9 protein-coding genes are annotated in these 20277 nt (G+C 59.4%); 2 read left to right on the top strand and 7 right to left on the bottom strand.

Annotated features, from left to right (window positions below; genetic code table 11):
- A partial coding sequence (locus WBG04_RS22035) for a hypothetical protein (RefSeq protein WP_424317063.1) occupies nucleotides 1–2504 on the bottom strand: 2504 nt, incomplete at its 3' end.
- Nucleotides 2505–2710: 206 nt separating this feature from the next.
- Nucleotides 2711–6583 carry a beta strand repeat-containing protein gene (locus WBG04_RS22030; protein ID WP_424317061.1) on the bottom strand — a complete coding sequence of 1291 codons (3873 nt, stop codon included), beginning with the start codon at nucleotides 6581–6583 and terminating at the stop codon, nucleotides 2711–2713.
- Nucleotides 6584–6917: 334 nt separating this feature from the next.
- Between WBG04_RS22030 and WBG04_RS22025 the strand changes: the two genes are divergently transcribed.
- A complete protein-coding gene (locus WBG04_RS22025; RefSeq protein WP_424317059.1) occupies nucleotides 6918–7295 on the top strand; it encodes a TA system antitoxin ParD family protein in 378 nt (125 codons plus the stop codon).
- Nucleotides 7292–7882 (top strand): zeta toxin family protein, encoded by a 591-nt coding sequence (locus tag WBG04_RS22020; RefSeq protein ID WP_424317057.1) that lies wholly within the window; start codon nucleotides 7292–7294, stop codon nucleotides 7880–7882. Before WBG04_RS22025 ends, WBG04_RS22020 begins: the two co-directional genes overlap by 4 nt.
- A gap of 81 nt (nucleotides 7883–7963) precedes the next feature.
- Here WBG04_RS22020 and WBG04_RS22015 read toward each other — a convergent pair whose 3' ends face one another.
- The 5 genes from WBG04_RS22015 to WBG04_RS21995 form a co-directional block, all read right to left on the bottom strand.
- Nucleotides 7964–10270: a GH92 family glycosyl hydrolase gene (locus WBG04_RS22015; protein WP_424317055.1), complete on the bottom strand. Its 2307-nt coding sequence runs from the start codon at nucleotides 10268–10270 to the stop codon at nucleotides 7964–7966.
- A 100-nt stretch (nucleotides 10271–10370) separates the two neighbouring features.
- Nucleotides 10371–11135 (bottom strand): hypothetical protein, encoded by a 765-nt coding sequence (locus WBG04_RS22010; RefSeq protein WP_424317053.1) that lies wholly within the window; start codon nucleotides 11133–11135, stop codon nucleotides 10371–10373.
- Nucleotides 11136–11451: 316 nt separating this feature from the next.
- Entirely contained in the window at nucleotides 11452–12147 is a 696-nt protein-coding gene (locus WBG04_RS22005; RefSeq protein WP_424317051.1) for a PEP-CTERM sorting domain-containing protein, read from the bottom strand.
- Nucleotides 12148–12338: 191 nt separating this feature from the next.
- Nucleotides 12339–15689 (bottom strand): hypothetical protein, encoded by a 3351-nt coding sequence (locus tag WBG04_RS22000; protein ID WP_424317049.1) that lies wholly within the window; start codon nucleotides 15687–15689, stop codon nucleotides 12339–12341.
- A 439-nt stretch (nucleotides 15690–16128) separates the two neighbouring features.
- A complete protein-coding gene (locus tag WBG04_RS21995) occupies nucleotides 16129–20106 on the bottom strand; it encodes an autotransporter-associated beta strand repeat-containing protein (RefSeq protein WP_424317047.1) in 3978 nt (1325 codons plus the stop codon).
- Nucleotides 20107–20277: the final 171 nt, after the last annotated feature.

Here is a 20277-nt window from a genome sequence, read left to right as displayed (position 1 = left end):
TCTTTCAGCGTCGCTTCAGGGTCGGACGTCCACGGTCTCATCCGTTCGTTGGGCAGCGCTTGATAATCGGCACTGTCGGTGGCAAGGAAGGACTCGAAGCGTTCCTTCTGTTCCCGGTAGGCCGGGCCGGCACGCTTGTGCACGGAAGCGCTGCGTGGCGAAATTGACGAATAAAAGTAGTCATCCCAGAGCGCCAGGTTCGCCAGATACGAATGATCCGCCGCATCCCGCCCGGCCAGCGTGCCACGGATCTCGCCGGGCTCGAAAATGGAGGGGGCAAACGAATTGGAAATCGCATGACTGATCGATGGCTGTGCGAACCACGATCTCTCGCCGCGGGCCTGACCGAATTTGGTGCCCTCGGCCGCCCCGTGTTGGAGGGCTCCCAGCGAATGAATCGGCGCCCGGGGAATCGAACGGGTCACCAGATGGGACACCCCACCGGCCGCCCCGTATTCCGCGCCGAAGAAACCGAGCCCACGGCTGTCGCAGTCGATGATCGGGCTGTTGAGGCTGTTGACCCGCCGCATGCCGACCTGCAGCGGTGAGGCGCGGACGATGTCCGGCGTCATTTGATACAAATCCTGCGCCACCGATGTTTCGTTCGCGCGCAGCAAGGCCCGTCCGGTGAAGCGCGTCCCCGGCGTCTGGCCGCCGGAGAAGTAGGGGTCGGTCTCGGTCCTCAAGCCATACGTAAAGACACAGATCGGCCACTTGTTGCCGTCCAGCTGGGCAATCGTCTTCGACGCCGAAACATCGAGTGGAATCTCAGGAAAAATGTTCGGGAAAGACGAGGCGGCGATCGGTTTCTCACTGCTCAGGCGCGAGTAGACCAGGTCGATGTTGAAGCTACCGACATACTTGGTGGTGCCGGAGCCATCGACCAACTCGCCGATATTATAACTCCACAGGAACATGCCGGCATCACTCTTCTCCACATTGGGAGTCATCGAATAGGTTATTTTCTGGGCCCCGGTCTTGAACTTGGGATTGGTTTCGTAAGGGATCGGATAGGCGTAGCCCGAGGCAAATTCCCAGCCGAGTTTCCCATCAAATTGCCACGAGCCGCCGGGCACGTCCTTGATCGACTCACCAAAGCCCTGGGCGATGACCTGCACCTCCCCCGGCCGCAGCACCAGACTTTGATTGCGGCCCAGCTGGCCATAGAAAAAGAACAGCCGGTTGTTCGAGAGTCGCTTGATCGAATTGCGGTATGAGGTCCTGCTGCCCGTCGGCCCGTTCTCCAGCTTCAAGTTCAAATCATAAGGGATCGCCCAACTTTTGAAGGTAGCGAAGGCATCTTCGGGGACGTGAAGGCAGACATCGAATGGATTCCAAATCGTGAATACCGGGTCGGCGACCAGGAACAGGTCATACTGTTTCTCGCCGTCGACCGTCTTGCTGCGACTGATCAGCGAGTAGAGCAGCGTCAGCTGAAGCCGCGGCAAATGCTTGTACAGCAGGAAGGGATCATTCTTGGCCGAGGTGCTCACCAGAAAAGGCATCCCGGAAGGAATCGAGCCGCCATCGGCATGCTTGGGAGGACTGGAAAGGTACTCGAGTTCGCTCCAGACGTTGTGATCCACCCATAACTCGCCGAAGTTGATGCCCGGCGTGGACCCCGCCACGTAAAGCGGAGCGACTTCACGGGAATTGGGCTTGGGCTGTGGGGTTTCCAGCAGAAAACTCAGGTCCTTGCGAAAACCTCCGCTGCGCACGTTGGTCAGCACGCCGAGGGAATCCGTGGTGGCCGCGTGGAAAAGTCCGTCCTCGGGCTTGCTGATCAAATCCACGGATTCCAAAGAAACCAGGCGGTCCAACAGCGGATCGTCGGCCGCCACTTCGTTGCCAAGAAACACTTCATGCGCAGCACGCGGCGCGGACTGAAGACGCGCTGCGGCGATTTCCTCATTGGCAGCCGGCTCGACCGTTCCACCGATCTTGGCTTTCATGTTCTGATCGCCCACCCACCAGGCATAACCACCGGAGGGAAGATCGATGATGCCGGCTTCCACCGCCTCATTGTCATCGTCCGCCGCCACCACCGGCACCCGCTTCGACGCCGGTGCGGCATTGGCCGGAGCCCCTTCATCGGTGACCACGTTCTCATCGCCGGAAATCAACCAACGGCGGAAGCTCGGCTCCGGCCGCAGCTCGCTGCCTTCCAGCCACGCATCATAGACGCCCGTCCAATGCTGGCCACCGGACTTGCTCTCGCCATCGAGCTGCTGGCCACCGGAGGCCGAGATCCGCTGGTCCGGGCCGAGCTCGCTCTGCAGTTCACCAAGCGCCAGCATCACGGCAAGACGTGCGTTGTTCTGCGCCTCTTGCTGCGCTTCGCTGCTCGACGCCGAGCGCAGGCTGACCATCGAGAGTGATAATAGTCCAACCGCAAGGAGCGTCAGCAGAACCATTGTGGAAAGCGTGACGACGAGCGCAAATCCACGGTCGTCCGCCCTGGAAACAAGCTCAGATGGAATACAGCGGGAGTTTTTTGGGTTCATGAAAATGATGATTTTCCTCCTAAAAGGACCATCGGCAAAAAAGGACGGTGTTCGCCGCAGAAGCGGGTCCGGCTTCCATCGCTAAATGGTTTTGAGAGCAAGCCGAAGCGATTCGATTGCCCATACCATGAACATACAGCGCACCATTGCTGATTGGACAGTCCTCAAAGTGACGACAAGACGTCCCGCCTGGCATCTCCGTCGAATCAATCCCGACGCTGGCGGCGCAGCAGGCCGGCAGCCAGCAGCAGTCCGGCGAGCGCGCTGGTCGGCTCGGGAACCGCCGTCCAGTTCAGCGAATAGGTCCCCCCTGTCCCAGCCAACGAGAAGCTACCAAAGCTGGTGAAGTCCGCGCCCAGCGAGTCAACCGTCACGCTTCCAAGACCGAAGTTTCCAGTCACGCTATTAAAACCCGTGAAGACATCCCACTGCTGGTCGGATTGCCAAAAGGCATTCGCGAAGCTCACCGAGGAACTCCCTCCATTGCTGCTCCCATCCAGAATGATGTCAAAAATCGCCCCGCTCACGATCGTCAGATCCTTGGTCGCGCTGCCATTCACTCCATCGTAGTCGGTTCCCCGCCCGGCAACGGTATTGCCGATCAGCTCCCACTCGAAAATGGATCCGGCGTTGTATCTCAGGTTGCCTTTGACCGTCTGGATCCCCGGGCTGTTGCCGACCATGTGGGTGCCGCTGATCTCCACGTCTCCACCAATCGTCCCACTGCCACCAAGCGTCGCTCCATTGGCGACCGTGAGATCGCCAGTGGCACCGCTTTGGTCGCCGTCGATGACCAGCGTGCCCTCATCGACATTCGTCGCACCGCCATAGGTGTTGTTGCCGGAGAGGACGATGGTGCCGTTACCCGTTTTGGTGAGGTTCTGACCCGGGCCGGAAATCACATTGGTAAATGCCACCGTGCCGCCCGACGCCGCCGTAAGGTTCACCGATCGGTTCTCACCAAATAGACCGTCCAATACAATCGTGCTGCTGTAGGTGTTCGTGCCACTGGTGTTTGTTCCTCCAAGCGTGCGATTCGTTCCATCGCCAGGATTGCTGGTCACTGCGCGATCGAAAGTAACTCCGCCGGTCAGTCCCGTGGTGCCTCCACCAAGCAGCAAGGATGCGGCCGTTCCAGTCGTGCCGCCGTTGCCAACGAAATACGTGCCTCCGGAAGTCGGCGCGGTATCAACTCGAATCGCTCCCTCATCAATGGCGGTCACACCGCCGTAAGTATTAACCGCTTGGTAAATCGCGGTTCCCGAGCCGGTCTTGGTCACAAGACCGCTGCCGGTGCTGTTGTAAATCGCTCCTGAGAACAAGGTGTCGCCAGCTCCGCCGACGGTCAAAGTCGTGCCCTTGATGTCGAGAGCCGAGGCGTTGGAGAACTCCAGGATCGCACCGGCATTGGTCGACAGCGTGGAGATCGAGCCTCCGTTCGAATAAGACGTGCCGGTGAATTCGTTGGTCGTGCCAGAGAGGTTGGTTCCGCTCAGGGTGATCGTCGCGCTTGGATTGCTGGCAACCGAATTGCCGAAGGTGCCGCCATCCGTCTTGAAGAGGTTCACCGTGCCCGTGTTGTTCACGAATACCGTCCCGGCATTCACCGCCGAACCGTCCGTCGAGGTGCCATCACCGAACTGGAGAACCGCGTCATTATTGACCACAAATTGCCCGGCACCGGTCTGGTTTCCAGCGATCATGAGCGTAGCGCCATTGACAGTCGAGGAACCGTCGTAGGTGTTATCACCGGAGAGAATCAAGCGACCAGCCAGAGTGCCAGGGCTATCCACGGTCAGCGCGCCGCTAGCTCCGGACAGGATTCCGGACAATTCCACATCTCCGACCGCGTTGACGTTGGTTCGGCCCCCGCCGAGGTTGACGTTCAGGTTGCCAGTGAGGGCTTGGCCGCTACTGATGGTAAGGGAGCGAGTGGTCGCGTCATCGTTGTTGAAACTGACGGTGCCGGAACCGGGCAGCGTGACGTTCGCCAGGGTTGCCCCCCCCGAAGCACGCACGGCGATCCCGCCGCTGTTCTCGACATTGACCGCGCTGTCATAGGCACCGGTGGCATTGAGCACCAGGATGCCGGCGTCGACGTTGACGGTAGTCGCAGCCCCCGGGTTGTTGATGAAGGCCCGGCTGGAACCGCCGGCAATGGTCAGCGCCCCAAAATCGTTGGCGCCGTTGGAAAGAGTCACGCCCCCGGTCTCGAGTCGCAGGGTGCCGGCTCCGGTGATGACACCGCTCAGGATCTGGTTCCCTGAACCCGATAATCCCAAGAGCGCGCCACTTGCGATGCTGATGCCACCGGCATAGCTGCCTGAGCCCAAACTGCCGCTGCCGCTGAGTTGCAGCGTGCCTTCGCTGATGGTGGTGCCGCCGGCGTAGGTGTTGGCTTGATTGAGGACCACCGTGCCCAAACCGGATTTGGTGAAGCCGCCGGTGGTTTGATCCAATACTTGATCAACCGTAAAGGTGTGGGCAGCATTGTCGATGTCCAAGCCTACGGTCTTGGCTGCGTTGAACGAGACCGTGTGACCGATAGTGGAGAAATCACTCAAGGTTGTCCCGGTGATTTGCAGGGTGCCGCCGTTGAACACCAGATTGGAGGCGGCAGCGCCGAGGTTGCCCGTCGAACCAACGCTCAATGTGCCGCCGCTGAGGGTGGTAGCTCCGGTATAGTCATTGCCGATGTTGCTGATGGTGCGGATGCCCGACCCGTTGTTGCTGGAGAACAGGCCTCCATCGCCGGTAATCTTGCCGGTGACCGTAATCGCGCTGTTCCCCTGTAGCACTGCGGAGCTGTCGTCATTGGCAGCGGTATCAATCGTCCCGGCCACGGTAAGGGTGCCTGCATCCGACTGAAAGCGGGCATAGCTACTCGCCACATTGCCAGTGGTCGTAATATTGCCGTTCCAAGTGTTATCCCCGCTGACATTTTGCAGCATTGGGCTGTTGATGGTGTTGTTGTTCAAGGTCAAGGCTTCCGCAGCATAACTGATTCCTCCCTGCAACTGCAGCGTGGCACCAGCCGCAACCTCGGTGCCGGCAGCGGTGCCGCCCAGCGCGTTGGCGTGCTGGATATTGAGCACGCCGCCACTGATGGTGGTGGTGCCGGTATAGGTGTTGTTGCCGGAGAGAGCCCAGCTGCTTGCTCCCTCCTTGGTGAGCGAGACGATACCCCCGCCGGCTGTGTTGTGGTCTTGGATGACGCCTGTGATTTCGTTGGCTGCCCCGGTGTAGCTGCCGCCAAGCGTCAGCGCACGGGCTACCGTGATACCGCCGCCGGCAGTTGCGTTGAAGTTGTTGCCGGTGAACGTGAGTTTGCCAGAAGCACTGTTGTTAAGAATCGTCGCGTTGCCCGTGTTGGTGGCGGTGTTGGTACCGATTTGGATGATCTTGTTGGTGCTGCTGTCGCTTGTGCCGATGTATTCGAGGGTGGCGGTGGCATTGTTGCCCAGACGGATCGAGCCATTGCCCGCTCCGATGCTGCTGGCGGTTCCGTTATTCTGCAACTTGGTGACCTGGATCGTCCCTGAATCCGAGAGGACTTGGCCGGCGAAGGTGTTGGCGGTATTGCTGAGCGTCAGGGTGCCCGCGCCTGCCTTGCTGAGGTTGCGGTTAGATGCATCCTGACTGATGATGCCGGTGATCGTGAGATTGTGATTCGTTTTGGTGGTGATCGTCCGGTTGGCATTGAGAATTATGTCGAAACCGATGGTGTCCGTGATCAACGTCGATGCAGTCTCGGTGACGATGCCGCCGCCAAGGGTGATGCCATTCCCTGTGGCAAGGAGGTTGAAGGCGGCATCAAAGCCTGCATCTCCGTTATTTTCAAATCTGATACCACCGATGAGGGTGTCGGCAGCAAGATTGTTGATAGGGGAAGTGCGGGTATCGCCTTTGAAATTAATCTCGTTGTTGAAGTTGGGAGAGGTGTTCCCATCCCAATTGGCGGGCGAGGTCCAGTTATCATTCACGCCGCCGCCGTCCCAGATTTGTCCGGCATGCACAACCGGCACGGATATCGTGAGCGAAATGGCGGCGAGGAGGAGTTTTTGATGCTTGGGTTTCATCGACTTGAACGGGGACGGTCTATAGGACTGGGTTTTTCACGGGAGCGGACCTTGGATCTTTTCCTCCCATAACATCCTGATCATCACTGAATTCTCAGAAGCCCATAGTCTCCAAAGTGATGACATTCATGGGATTTGAAGGGAAAAGTCCGAGCGTTCTCCGAATCCACGGAAAGCGGAGTGGCCGACGGCCCGGCGGTTGGAAAAGCGAGGGCACCGTCAGGTGAACACCGCGTTGATCGACCGCACAGCGGAGGAGGAAGAGTTTGAGTTGGGGAACCAGAACCTGCCCCCCAGCTCTTGACCTTGGGTAGCTTTTTGCTACCTTTGGTTCATGAGCCAACCCGTGAAACTTTCCGACAAGCTGGTCCTTGACGCCCGCCTCACTGCTGAGACGGCGGAACGTTCCATTGCCGGGCAGATTGAATTCTGGGCGAAGCTGGGACGTGCGATGGAACCTCTCCTGCAGGGCGTCCAGGCGATGGCCTTGTCCCGTGCCGGGGGCGTCAAGCCAATCTCCGAATGCTTGGAATCCACGAACTCGCCGGAGGGTCACAAACGCGTCGCCGAGCACCTCAAGGCTCTGCCCTATCCTCACTACGAAGCGGCCGATACGCCCGGCTTGCTCATCCGCACCACCGCGGATGGAAAACGCAGCACCGGCCGCTTCGTCAATCGCCGGTTTGAAGTCGTCAAACGTACCAGGCGATGAGCTCCGCCATCGACAAGCGGCCGTTGATCGTGGCCGTGACCGGCCCTAACGGTGCCGGTAAGACCACGTTCTATCACTCCCATCTCAAACCGGCCGGCCTCAGGTTCATCAATGCCGATGTGCTGGCGCTGGAGCTGGAAATGGAGTCCTACGTCGCCGCGCGGGTGGCCGGATCCCTGCGCAGCGCCTTGGTCGAACAAGGAGAGAGTTTTGTGTTCGAGACGGTCTTTTCCGATCCGGTTGGCGACAAGCTGGCGTTCCTGAAAGATGCGGCTTCCCGGGGCTACACGGTGATCCTCTGCTTCATCGGCATTTCCGGACCGGAGGTTTCGGAGCAGCGCGTGGCAATGCGGGTCTCCCAGGGAGGTCATGACGTGCCGTCGGACAAACTCATCACCCGTTTTCCACGCACCCTTGCCAACCTGCAAAGCGCCATCCGCGAATTGCCGCATGTCTGGATCTTCGACAACGACGATCTGCGTGAACCCTTTCGTAAGGTGGCAGTTTACGAACAGGGCCACTGGGTCTTTGAAGGAAAACCCACGCCCAAATGGTTGCGACGCATCCACAAGGCGAGTCTGGGGTGAGGCGACAGGGCAGCCGCCTTCGGCAAGCTACAGCGTGCCAGGCGAATGCCCTTGCTCCCCTGCCGCGCTCCCCTCTCCCGACTACGGATTCTTCCAGAACACCGTTTTCTGGTCGCCCATTTCGAAGACCAGCTCGGCACCGGACATGATGTCGGTGTAGTCGATGAAGGGTTCGGTCAAGGGCTTGCCGTTGAGGGTGACGCGCTGGACGTAGGGATTCGCCTCGCCGCCGTTCTTCATTTTCACGACAAATGCCTTGCCGTCCTGCAACGGAACGCGTGCCTCGGGGAACAGCGGGATGCCGATCGAGAAACGGGTGTCGCCGGGTGCGACCTGGTAGATGCCCATCGAACTCAGAATATACCAAGCGGACATCTGGCCGCAGTCTTCGTTGCCGATGATGCCGCCGGGTGTGGCCAGGTAGAACTCGGTCATGATCTGGTGAAGGATTTCCTGAGTGCGCCAGGGTTGCTCGACCCAGTTGAACAAGTAGGCGATGTGGTGGCTTGGCTCGTTGCCGTGGGCGTATTGGCCAATCATCCCGGTGATGTCGCCGGAGACTTTTTCCCCGGTCAGGGTTGAGTCGGTGGTGAACAACAGGTCGAGCTTCTTCGCGAACGCATCACGCCCGCCAAACAACTGGATCAGCCCGGGCACATCGTGCGGCACGAACCACGTCCACTGCCAGGCGTTGCCCTCGACATACTGGCCCTTGCGATGGTTGGCGTTGTTGGGATCGAATGGTTCGACCCATGAGCGATCTTTGGTCCGCCCGCGCATGAACTCGGTCTTCGGGTCGAAGTAAGTGCGGTAACGCTGTCCGCGTTCAAAATACTCCCGGGCGATCTCCTCACGCCCCATGTCTTCCGCCATCTTCGCGATGACCCAGTCGTTGTAGGCGAACTCCAGAGCTTTGGAGACGGACTCGTTTTCGAGATCGGCGGGGATGAAGCCCATGCTGGCGTTGTAGAGCTTGGCCTTGGGCATCAGGTCATTTTTGACGTCCTCGGTGTGATAGGGAATCGGCTTCTTGTCGTCATAGACGGAGGAAAACACGATCGCCTCCATGGCTTTGTCGAGGTCGAAGTCGCGCAGGCCCTTGGTGTAGGCATCGACGATCACGGACACGGCGTGGTAGCCGATCATGCAGCCGGTGTAGTTGGAGGCGAGGTCCCACATTGGCAAAATACCACCTTCGTCGTACTTGCGCAGCAGTGAGCGGATCCATTTCTGATCCTGCTTCGGATCGATGATGGTGTAGAGCGGGTGCTGGGCGCGGAAGGTGTCCCACAGCGAAAAAACGGTGTAATTCGTGTAGGCCGGATCCTCGTAAATCTTCTGATCCATGCCGCGGTAGCGCCCGTCGACATCGCTGGCCAGATTCGGGGAAATGGCGGTGTGGTAGAGCGCAGTGTAGAAGATCTTGCGCTGGTCCTCGGTCCCGCCGGTGATCTGGAGGTGGTTGAGCTGCTTTTCCCACTGCTCCTCCGCCTTGACCACCACGCCGTCGAAGTCCCACTCGGGGATCTCTGCCATCAGGTTCTTCCTCGCCCCGTCCATGTCGACCGGGCTGATGCCGACCTTGATATGGACTTGCTCGCCATCCGTGGTGGCAAACTTGAGTTTTGCCTTGAGCTGCTTGCCCTTGAGTTTGACACCAGTGTTCAAGGCATCGTTCGAATACAGTTCGGCGACAAAGGGCTTGGAGAACACCGCGTGGAAATGGATGCGGCGATTCGGTGCCCAGCCTTTGACGTGTCTCCAGCCGCGAATTTCACGCTCGTTGACGACCTCAATCTCCGCTTCGAGCGTCTGACGGTTCTGGATACTGTGTTTCAGATCGATGACCACCCCGGCTTTGTCCGCTTTCGGGAAAGTGTAGCGATGGATGCCTGCACGCGGCGTGGCTGAGAGCTCGACACTGATCTGGTAGCGATCGAGCAACACGCTGTAGTAGCCGGGGCTGGCGGCCTGGTGCTCCTTCCTGAAAGGAGATCGATATTGATAGTCCGGCTTGTTAGGGGTGCCGGAGCTGATGCCGACTTCACCGGTGAAAGGCATCATCAGCACATCACCATAGTCACCGATCCCGGTGCCGCTGAGATGGGTGTGACTGAAACCCCAGATCTCGGTATCGTCATCATAGTAGCCGCCGCAGGCATCCCAACCGGAGGTGCGCGTGTCAGGGCTGAGCTGCACCATGCCGAAGGGAGTGGTGGGGCCGGGAAAGGTATGGCCGTGGAAGCCGGTGCCAATGAAAGGATCGACTTGATCGAGCACGTCACCGTGCAAGGTGGCGGCAAAGGAAGCGGAGACGAGCAATGTGCTCCACCACCGGATCCGGGTCGCAGGGATGAAAGTTTTGCAGCTGGGGAAACTGGGGTTCATGGTGGGGCAAGGCAGGTGTTGGTATGAAAAAGCTCCCATCCGTCTCTGGATGGGAGCTTGCAAAGGAAGATTCCGAAATTGGAGTTCCCGGGGTCAGGGATCAGGCACGGCGGCGGCGCAGCAGGCCCAGGAGGCCGAGACCGCCGAGCAATGCGACCGATGGCTCAGGGATCACGTCAAAAGTAAAACTACGAAGACGCCTTTGACCGGAACTCGGGGCGGTCCAGAATGCGAGGGCGTCACCGTCAGCAAGAACTTGAGAAACGTCATATTCCACATTGTTTCCAAGGGTACCACCACCCGCGTAGACGGCGGTGGATGAAGGGGCTCCATTGGCCAGGTGGTTGATTCGGGCACCCCCATCGGTGTCGTTCTGCATCGCAACGGCCGTGAGGGCCAGATTCGAGGTATCCCCGACCACGTTGGAGAGATCCAAAGTGAACACGATCGCCTGTCCCGGGAAATTGTTCACGTTCTCGTTGATATCCGAACCGCCCGCCCAGGTGCTTGAGGTGGTGTAGACGCTCGTAAACTTGTCCACCCCGTAAGTCGTGCCACCCGTGAAGTCGACGGGGTCAAAGTTATCGGCAGAGGTTCCGAGGGCGATGAAGCTGATGCCGAGGGTTCCAGTCAGCCCGGCAAGTGAGCCAGACGCTGAAGGAGCATTCAAACCGCCGGTATTCACCATCGACGTGCTCGCGTCACCAAGGTCGATCGTAATGGTTCCCGACTGGGTTCTCACAACTGAGGCTGCAGTCCCACCACCATCGCCATTAAAGCTGAGGACCATTGCAGCGTGTGAGACGCTGGCAAGGCCGAGCGAGCAGATGGCAGTGAGGACCAATGAGTTTCGGTTTAATTTCATGATTCGTGGTTTTGTTTAGGGAAAGCAGGAACCTTTTTCATTCCTCCCATGAAGTCATGATCAACAACGTCGGCTCCTTGGGTAGTCCTCAAAGCGACGACACGGATGCAAGCGCTTCATTCGGAAAACAGGAATATCCCAAGCACTCGGCGGTTCGGACTTTGGACCCTGTGACCCGATCCCGAGCCACAAGCCGTGCCTGTCGACACAGGACAGGCATGTCCTTGCTCCCTTCCACGGAAAAACTCCCACCCGTGGCCGGATGGGAGTTGGGAAAGAACGCTTGGCTGCGAAACTTGTGTTCCCCAGCGGGAGATCAGGCGCGGCGGCGGCGGAGGAGACCGAGCAGGCCAAGGCCACCGAGCAGGGCGACCGAAGGTTCGGGGACCGGCGAGAACTCACTCGCCTTGGTGATCGAAACATTGTCCCAGGCAAACAAGGGAGTACCGGCTTCACCGGCCGAATAGATCACCGCTGGGCTGAACAACCTGACGCGCACGTCAGTGCCCGTAGTAGTGGTGTTGAAATTCGCATAGGCAAAATAGCCCTCTGCGGCATTGGCGACAGCGCCGCCCAAGACTTGTTGAGCCTCACCTGGAGCGTCATTCAAATCCATCACGACGTTGATATTGCGACCCAATCCAGGGTTGGAATTGTTCCAGAGATAGGCACTCAGGACATAGGCCGTGTTGGGTTCAAGGCCAGTGATGTTCTGAAAGTATTGACTGTTGACGTTGCCCTCAACGGCTTTGAAGTAGGCCACCTTGCCGGAAGCGGGAAGGTTCGAGAAGGCCCCGGTGATCCCTGCGTTGGCAGGAGTATCGTAGAATGGCTGGCCCGCACGGGACCAATTGTCCGGGACCGTGTCTCCGGTGCCGAGTTCATAACCACCGTTGGCGACGATCGTGGTATTGACCTGTTCGTTGCCGCCGTGGTCGTTGAGACTGACCAGCACCGCGTGGGCAGAAGGACTGGCAGCAAGAAGGAGTAGCGGGAGTAATTTGGTTTTCATTTTTTGCTTCGGGTTTTGATTCAATTGGGATGGGTTGAAGCCGTAAAGGCGCTTGCCACCCTTGAAATTTGCAAAAGAACACGAGTTCCGAATAGTCCTCAAAGTGATGACAAGGGCTGAAAAACCGAACGAAAACGGCCGGCCTCAGTGAGGCCGGCCGATCAAAATCAAACGTCGGGCGAATATTTGGATCAATTCGTGATCTCAAGTCGCAGGAAGTTCGCTGCCGGTGTGCCGGGGGTGAACCCAAACGAGATGGTCGTCACATCGTTCACGTAGGTTTCGCCCGTGACTTCGGTCCAGTCATCGCTGACCCCAAGGTCGGTGGATTCCTGGATGGCATAGGTGAGGCCGACCGCATCATCACGCTTGGTGAAGCTGAGGCTGGTGTCGGTGAGGGTGCCCACCGCGGCATTCGGCACGGTCGGATCCTCGCCGGCGATCCCGTATTCGAGCAGGTTGCTGATGCCGTCCTCGTCGAAGTCGTCGTCCGGTCCCTGCTGGTCTTCAGGAACACTGCCGTTGGCGAATGGGCCGCTGATCCATGAAGAGAAGCCCGAGACGGGGATCGCTCCGAGCCATTTGAGACTCAGCGCATTGCGCTCCGCCTCGAATTCAGCCGGAGTCATTGCGCCACGGTAGATCTTCACTTCGCCAATCATGCCATCCATCGACTGGGTGGGATTCAGGCTGCCGCCCAGAAACATGTTCTGGGTGCTGGAGAAGTCCCCGACCGCCACGGTGATGGTCGCCGAAGCGGCATTCTCGGAATCCCAGAGCTCAAATTCGCCGGTCGCCACGTCGTAGTTTCCGGCGAGAACCACGGTGTCCCCCGCCTCGACCACCGCGTTCCCACGTGATGCCGTCTGGCCTCCGAGAACCGCCTGAGGGATGCCTCCCTCGTATTTCATGACGAAGCTCCCAGTGGTCGCGCTCGGATTGCCGTTGTTGGCAAATACGATGTCCCGTTTGTCGGTGCCGAGGATGGCATCCGCCTTGAAGACGACGAAGGCCGCGAAGCCAGTGTAGGGCAGCGCTCCGGCAGGGTCCGTGAAGTTCAGCCACGCGTCCTGTTCCGCACTAGTGAAGGCGAACAGCGTGTTCTTGGTGCCGTCGCCGGTGTCGAGACCCGACAGGCTGGTCGGACTGAGACTGTCGCTGGGATAAAGCAAAATGCCGGCATCCTTGACGGCGTTGATACCGTTGGACGTCAAGTCGGCCCAGCTGAGAACTTCATTGGTGTTCTCGACGGTCACGCTTGCAGCGTCCGTTGCATCGAGGTGGACGTACAGTTCGCTTTCCGTGACGAAAGCAAACGGGGTGGCGGTGACAAAATCGCTTTCCGGTCCGATTTCACCATCTTTGACCGCCTCAACGGAATATTCATAAGTGATTCCGTTCGTCAGCATGGTATCGGTGTAGTTGCTGGAGGTCACATTTTCGGCAATCAGGTTGAAATCACGGTAGACGTTGTAGGAATCCGCGTCCTGATCCGACCAATCGAGTTCGACTGTGCTGTCACCGGGGGTGGCCACCAGGCCGACGGGAGCGGTCAGGCCGGCCCATTTGAAGGTCAGCGCGTTGCGCTCGCTCGCAAAGGTGGTGGCGTCCATCGTGCCACGGTAGATCATCACCTCGCCGATCATGCCGTTCATGTACTGGTCTCCGTTGACACTACCTCCGAGGAAAAAGTCCGCGCTGGCGGAGAAATCCGTGGCCGGAACGGTGGCCGTGGCGGTGACCCCGCTCTGGGAGTCCCAGAATGCCGTTTCTCCGGTGGAGGCATTGTAATTCACCGCAAAAATCACGGTCTCAGCCACCTCGACGGCACCAGCAGTGTTCTGGAGGATCGTACCGCCGAAGAACAGTCGCGGCCGGCCGTTTTCGTAGCGGATCGAGAACTTGGTCTCAATGTTGCCCATCACAACGTCCCGGTTGATTCCTCCGAGGATGCTTTCCGTATGGACTGCCACAAAGACCGCGAATCCGGTGTAGGGAAGCGCCCCAGCACCACTCGCAAAGTTGAGCCAGGTGTTTTGGCCGGCGGTATCGAAGAGCGTGAGGGTGGTCTTCCCGGAAGAGCCGAATTCGAGTCCTTCGAGGCCGGAATCGCTGACGCTGACGCTTGGATAGAAGACCGAACCGACAGCGGGAGTCGCGTTGAAGCCATTGGCCGTGAGATCCGCCCATTCAGTGACTTCATTGGAATTCTCCACGGTCACGCTGGCAAGCTCGGTGGCGTCCAGATGGGTGTAAAGTTCGGTGGTCGGAACCGGAACGAACGGCGTGGCAACGACTTGATTGCTGTTGGCGCTCTCGATGGCGACGACATTGTCGGTCGCCGTCACCACATAGTAGTAGGTGGTGCCATTGGTCACGTCGGTGTCGGAGTATTCGCTGGTCAGGAGGTTGGTCGCGATCGGTGGATCCTCGAACACTCCCGCGGTTTCACTGCGATAGACGGAATAGAAGCCGAGGATTCCCGAGGTGTTGTCATTCCAGTCGAGGTCAATCACGCTGTCCCCCTGCGTCGCGACCAGTCCGGTCGGACGCTGGATGACGACGTCGATGGACCTTTCGTTGCTTGGCCCGCTTTCGGTCGGGCCGACATCATCGGTGGCGGTGACCACGTAGTAGTAGGTGGTGCCGGTGGCGACGGTGGTGTCGGTGTATTCGCTGGTCAGGAGGTTGGTCGCAATCGGGGTGGTGAAGGGACCGCCTTCGGTCTCGCTGCGGAACACGGAGTAGAAGGCGAGCGTTCCGGACAGGTCGTCATCCCAGTTCAGACCGACTTCCACGCCATTGGTGGAGGCCGTCAGGTTGACCGGAGCGGTGATCCCTTCCGGGACGAAGCTGAAGGTGAATGCCTTCATCCGCCTTTGACCGCCTCCTGTGGACCAAAAGCCGACTTGATCACTGGTGGACAGGGCCTGATCCAAAGTCACCGTCTGGTTGGAGGATCCTGCGACACCCCCCCCATAAAGGACTGTGGAAGTGCCTGATCCTCCAGCCCGGAAGTTGAGCCTCGCCCCGTCGGAATCGTTCTGCATCAGCACCGACTTGAGATCGATCGACGATGCCCCGACCAGATTGCTGAAATCGAAGCTGAAGACGATCCCCTGTCCCGGAAAGGTATTCTCGAGGGGGTTGATGTCGGACCTGACACCCCAAGTAGTGCTGGTGTGGTTCACGGACGCATCGCCGCCGGTGAAATCGGCTGGGACGAAGTTTTCTGCACTGGTCCCGTAGGCTTGGAAACTGACGTCGAAGCTTCCGCTGAGCCCGGGAAGCGTACCGCTTACCCTTTGGGGGCTCATTTCGGTGCCCGGAACAAGGAATACCTGATTGGTCACCGGGGCCTCGGTGCTGCCGAGCGTCACGGTGATGGTGCCCGACTGAATGTCGTCGGAACCGCTGCCGCCAAGGGCAAGGGTCAGGTCGGCCATGAGGGCCTGGGAGCCGAGGGTCATCGCCGCCAAAGCAGCAAAGAGGGTTCGATTTCGGATGGATCTTCTGCGGGACGTTAAACTGGGTAATTTCATGGATTTTTTGGGGTTTGAGGATCGGAAGGGTCTTCCCGGAATAGGAGTTTTCCCAGAAGCCTAGCGACCAACTTTACTCAAGCTTCCAAGGTACGAGGAAAGAGCAGTCGATGATAGTCCTCAAAGTGACGACAGGGATAAGTCATCCCAATTATCCCGGCACGATCCACCCGCTCGAAACACAGGGTTTTTGCAGAAAGCATCTGATGTCATCCCTCTCAAAATCACCTCCCAAGACCAGGATCCACCGACACATTGTCATCGATGCGGTCGTTTGGGACTGCCCCAACCGAGTTGTTCGACGGCCAGGTCCTGTTCGGGCACGGGCGACGATGATGATCTGAAGGAACCCGGTGAGACTCCAAGAGGGCTCCACTGGCAGCTCCGATGACTCCCCTTCCAGCGCTCGAAAATTGTCCTTTGAGGAAGGGGCGTTCACTCAGTCGGAGAGAATCCGGAGACGCAGAAAGTTCCTTGCGAGGCTGCCTTCAGCGAGGGTGTAGGAGATGGTGCTCGGGGTGTTCACGTAGGAGCCACCCGTGACCTCCGTCCAGTCGTCGCTGACGCCAAGGTCGCCCGATTCCTCGATGGCGTAATCAAGACCTATCGTGCCCGGACGCTTGGTGAAGCTGAGGGTGGCTCCGGTCAAGCTTCCGACCGTCGCATTGGAAACGGTGGGGTCCTCACCGGCCAAGGCGTATTCCATCAGATTGAGGATACCGTCGTTGTCGAAATCGTCGCCGCTACCTCGTTGGCCCTCCGGGATCTGGCCATTGGCGAAAGTGCTGGCGATCCATGAGGAAAAAGGCGGTCCGCTTGCGACCGTCAGCGTGCCGTTGCCGGTGATCTGGGGGATACCGATGATCGGGGATGCCGAGCCGGATTTGCCATACACACCGGGAGCCTTCGTGGTGCTGCCAATGACCAGTTGGCCGACCTTGTCAGTGCCGCTGTAGGTGAGTTCAAGGGTAGCTGCGGGAACGATGGTGACGGTGGATGCGTCGTTGCCGGGATTGGCATTGGCGGGATTCGGAGCGCTGGAGATCCTGACCAGGCCGGCGTTGATGGTGAGATCGCCCTGATAGGTGTTCGCGCCGTTGAGGATCAGCGGACAAGTGGAGCTGTTCTGGGTGATGCCGGTGACGTTCGCGCCGATGTCGGCGTTGATCTGGTTGGCCGTGGTGCCTACGCCTTGATTGGTGATGGTGCCGGCATGGTTGACCGTCGCCGTGTTCAGGGCAACCTTGCCAGTTGTGGTACTGAGGTTGTCGAGGATCAGGTTGCCCGTGCCGGTCACGCCGCCGGTCACGGTGGTGGCGGCCGTCATTCCCGCCGCCCAGGTCTGCAAGGTCAGATCGCTGTGATTCAAGGTGATCGACCCGACAACCATGCCGGAGCCGGCACCATTCGCGCCGATGATATTGATGCCGCTGTCGGGGGTGTTGAGGGTGACGTTGACGGTCGTGCCGAAGTTCTGTCCGCCGATGAAGGACGCTCCGGCGGACCCGCTGCCGCCCAGAGTGACCCCGCCCGTGCCCAATGCGGCGGGGTTTCCTCCGCCATTCAAGGTGCCGTTCCTGACCGTCACGCCACCGGTGAAGGTGGTTGACGAGGTTCCCTTGAGAAACAACTGCCCGGGGCCGTCAACCGTGAACGATCCATCGCCGGTGATGGCACCCGTCTGGAAGGTGTTCGTGGCGCTGGAACTGTATTTCAAGCTCGCGCCGCTGGCGATGGAAATGGCCCCGTTGTAGGTGCCACCGCCCAGTTTGCCATTGCCGCCGATATCGAGGGTTCCCGCGTTGACAATCGTCGGGCCGGTGTAGGTGCTTGTGCCGGTGAGGGTGGTGGTGCCCGTGTGGTTCTTGGTGAGGCAGCCACTCCCGCTGATGGGGCCGGAGATGCGGAGGGCGGCATCGCCCGCGCCACTGATTTCCGTCGTGCCGGGCAGCGTGAGGGGCATTGCGATGTCGTATGTGAGGTCGAAGGCGGTCTTGGTGGCATCGAGCGCAATGGCGGGGGCGGTGCCATCCAGACTGAGCGCGTTGCCACCGAGAGTGACGATGGTGTCCGCATCGGGTGCCGCCGTGCCGCCAAGCTGGAGTTGGTTGAACACCTGGTCGGCGACGTTGTTGGAAATCGCAATCGATCCGCCGGTCAGCGTCTGGCCGGGGAAGAACCGCACGATGCTGGTGGGATCCGACTGCGCGACGATACCGCCGAGCCAATTCGCGTTTTGCGACCAGTTGAGCGCCGGGCTGGTGCCGGTGTTGGACCAGGTGAACGGATAGGCTTTCGGCTCGGGCAGCCGCACCCAAACGCGGTTCACGTTGAGTTTCTTGCCGTTGAAATTCAGGCGGAAATCCGCGCTGCCGTTCTGCCGACCGCCGAAAAACGCGTCGGCGATCTCAAAGCGCACGGTGCGCCAGGTGCCGCTGTTGGTGGTGGTGATCGATTGCGGGTGGGTGGTGAAGGCGGCGCTAGCGCTATCGTACTGCAGGGCCAACCTGGTGTTGTCGGCAGAGTCGAAATATTCCACTTCAATGGTCACGTCGCCATTCACGAGTTGGTAGGCGAAGGTATTGTCGACATTGAAATACATGTAGCGGTCATTGGCAGGCACCTCATTGCCGCGACACTCCCTGCCGCCCACGGTTTCCACGATGGTGTCGCCGTCTCCTTGCTCAATCTGCGAAAGGGAGCTGACAAGATTGGTCGCGCCGAGATCGATCGAAGCTTCCGGGCCGATGTTCGAGCGGTTGGCGAGGGACTCGACGGTGGGCAGCGTGCCGGTGTTCGTCCGCTGGCCCCACATCATGCGCTTGAGTTCGTCGCTGAGCATCATCCACCAGTCGCTGGGCTTGCCCTGGTTGGTGATGAAGCGGCCCCAATCCGTGTAGGGCGGCGGCGGGTCGTCGGTCATCGGCATGATCGCGGTACCCTCGTCGTATTCATCGAACATGCCGATGAACAGGCGGTCGGCACCGGCGTTGATCCATGTCCGGCCTTTGTCCCAGTAAAACTGGCCGCCATTGCGGTCGGTGTATTGGGTCGGCGGGTTGGCGGGTTGTTTCTTGAGATGCGCCCATGAGAAGCCGGGCCAGATGTGCGGGTAGTAGGCTTGTCCGCGGTTGTTGAAGGTGGTGACCTCCGAGGTATTCGTGCTCTGCCAGACGAGGACACCGTCGTATTTCGCGATGTGGGTCTGCCACGCGGGGCTGAGCGTGCTCCAGACATTGGGAATGCCGCCGATCACGTGGCAGCCCTGGTCTTGGAACCAATCCACCACGGCATCCGCGGTGGCAGGAGTGAAATTTCGGTCCGGCACCGGAAGACCCCAGATGAACACCACCGGCTTGCCGTCCTCGCGGACATAACGTGGATCATTGAGGATGTCGAACTGGCTGGTGAGCCACAGCCAGTCTGCCTGGAGAAGGCCGAGGACCGCGCTGTCCGACTTGCCGGACACGTCATATTCGACACCCCAGACGCGCCCTTCCTCGGCGGCGGCCCGCGAAATATTGTGCAGCACAAAATCGGTTTCGGACCCGGCATGCATGCGGAAACGTTGCAGCCAGGCACCGTCGATGTTGTGTTTCCGCATCCAGCGGAAATGCTTCAACACGGCGGGGTAGGATGCGGAGGAGAAAATGTGGGTAGGACCGCCGCTGGCGGTCGTCACACTTCCCGCCCGGAACAAGGTGGCTGGATCGTATTCCGTGAGATCCGGCCACATGTCGATGGTGAATTTGTCCGGAGCCATGGTCTGGCCCGAGATCCAATGGCGCCAACCGCCGTCCTCGATGTCGTTGGGCGTCCGGAACCAACCCTGGTAGCCGGTCATCACCTTGTATTTGAGCGTCGAAGGATCGACGTAGTCCTTCGCCGGTCCGGTGTAGCGCGTCTGCCAGACACGCGCGACCGCCAGCTGGAAATCCGAATTGGCGAACGGCACGTCCGAAAGCGTGACGCGCTTCACCGAAAACGGCACATCGCCCGGTTTTCCGCAGTGAAGCCGGAAGTCCGAACCGTTCACCCTCCCGCTGAAGAGGACGTTTGTGAGTTCGAAGTATCCATCGGTAAACTGGTTGGAAGCGACCCGGGAAGTGCGGGTGTGGACCTCCGGATCGGTAAAGGCGGCCGTCTGACTATCGTAACGTAAGCCAAGCCTGCCCCCGCCCTGATCATCGAAATAGGTGACCCGCACGTAGAGCGTTTGCCCCGGAGTGAAGGAGAAGGAAACCGGTCGCTTGAAATAGATGTAAGACGAAGTCCCTGTGTTCTGCCACACCGCTTCGCCAGCCACATTGACCTGGTCGATCTGGCCGTCGGGAGGAGGCGGCGTCCTGGGGAGTAGGTCCACCTCGGCACTGCGAGCGGTTTCCAAACAGCCCATGACCAGGATAAAAGACGTCACCCATTGCAGGGATTCACGTAAAAGCGATTGAGTCTGGGTTGGGTTCATAAACGGGTCTCGTGATTTTCAACCGCCAATCGCCATCTGGGCTTTGAGTTTTTCCGAATGCCGGGTTGGCACTCTGAATCAAGCCACTGGGGATGAGAAATCCAGTTTGGCACGACAGTGCTT

This window comes from Haloferula sp. (assembly GCF_049672945.1).
Lineage (GTDB): Bacteria > Verrucomicrobiota > Verrucomicrobiia > Verrucomicrobiales > Akkermansiaceae > Haloferula.
This window is presented reverse-complemented; position numbering and strand designations above follow the sequence as displayed.

Coding starts and splice junctions, on each gene's coding strand:
- WBG04_RS22020 (WP_424317057.1), top strand. CDS start 7,292: ATGAGCTCCGCCATCGACAAGCGGCCGTTGATCGTGGCCGTGACCGGC.
- WBG04_RS22025 (WP_424317059.1), top strand. CDS start 6,918: ATGAGCCAACCCGTGAAACTTTCCGACAAGCTGGTCCTTGACGCCCGC.
- WBG04_RS22010 (WP_424317053.1), bottom strand. CDS start 11,135: ATGAAATTAAACCGAAACTCATTGGTCCTCACTGCCATCTGCTCGCTC.
- WBG04_RS22030 (WP_424317061.1), bottom strand. CDS start 6,583: ATGAAACCCAAGCATCAAAAACTCCTCCTCGCCGCCATTTCGCTCACG.
- WBG04_RS22000 (WP_424317049.1), bottom strand. CDS start 15,689: ATGAAATTACCCAGTTTAACGTCCCGCAGAAGATCCATCCGAAATCGA.
- WBG04_RS22015 (WP_424317055.1), bottom strand. CDS start 10,270: ATGAACCCCAGTTTCCCCAGCTGCAAAACTTTCATCCCTGCGACCCGG.
- WBG04_RS22005 (WP_424317051.1), bottom strand. CDS start 12,147: ATGAAAACCAAATTACTCCCGCTACTCCTTCTTGCTGCCAGTCCTTCT.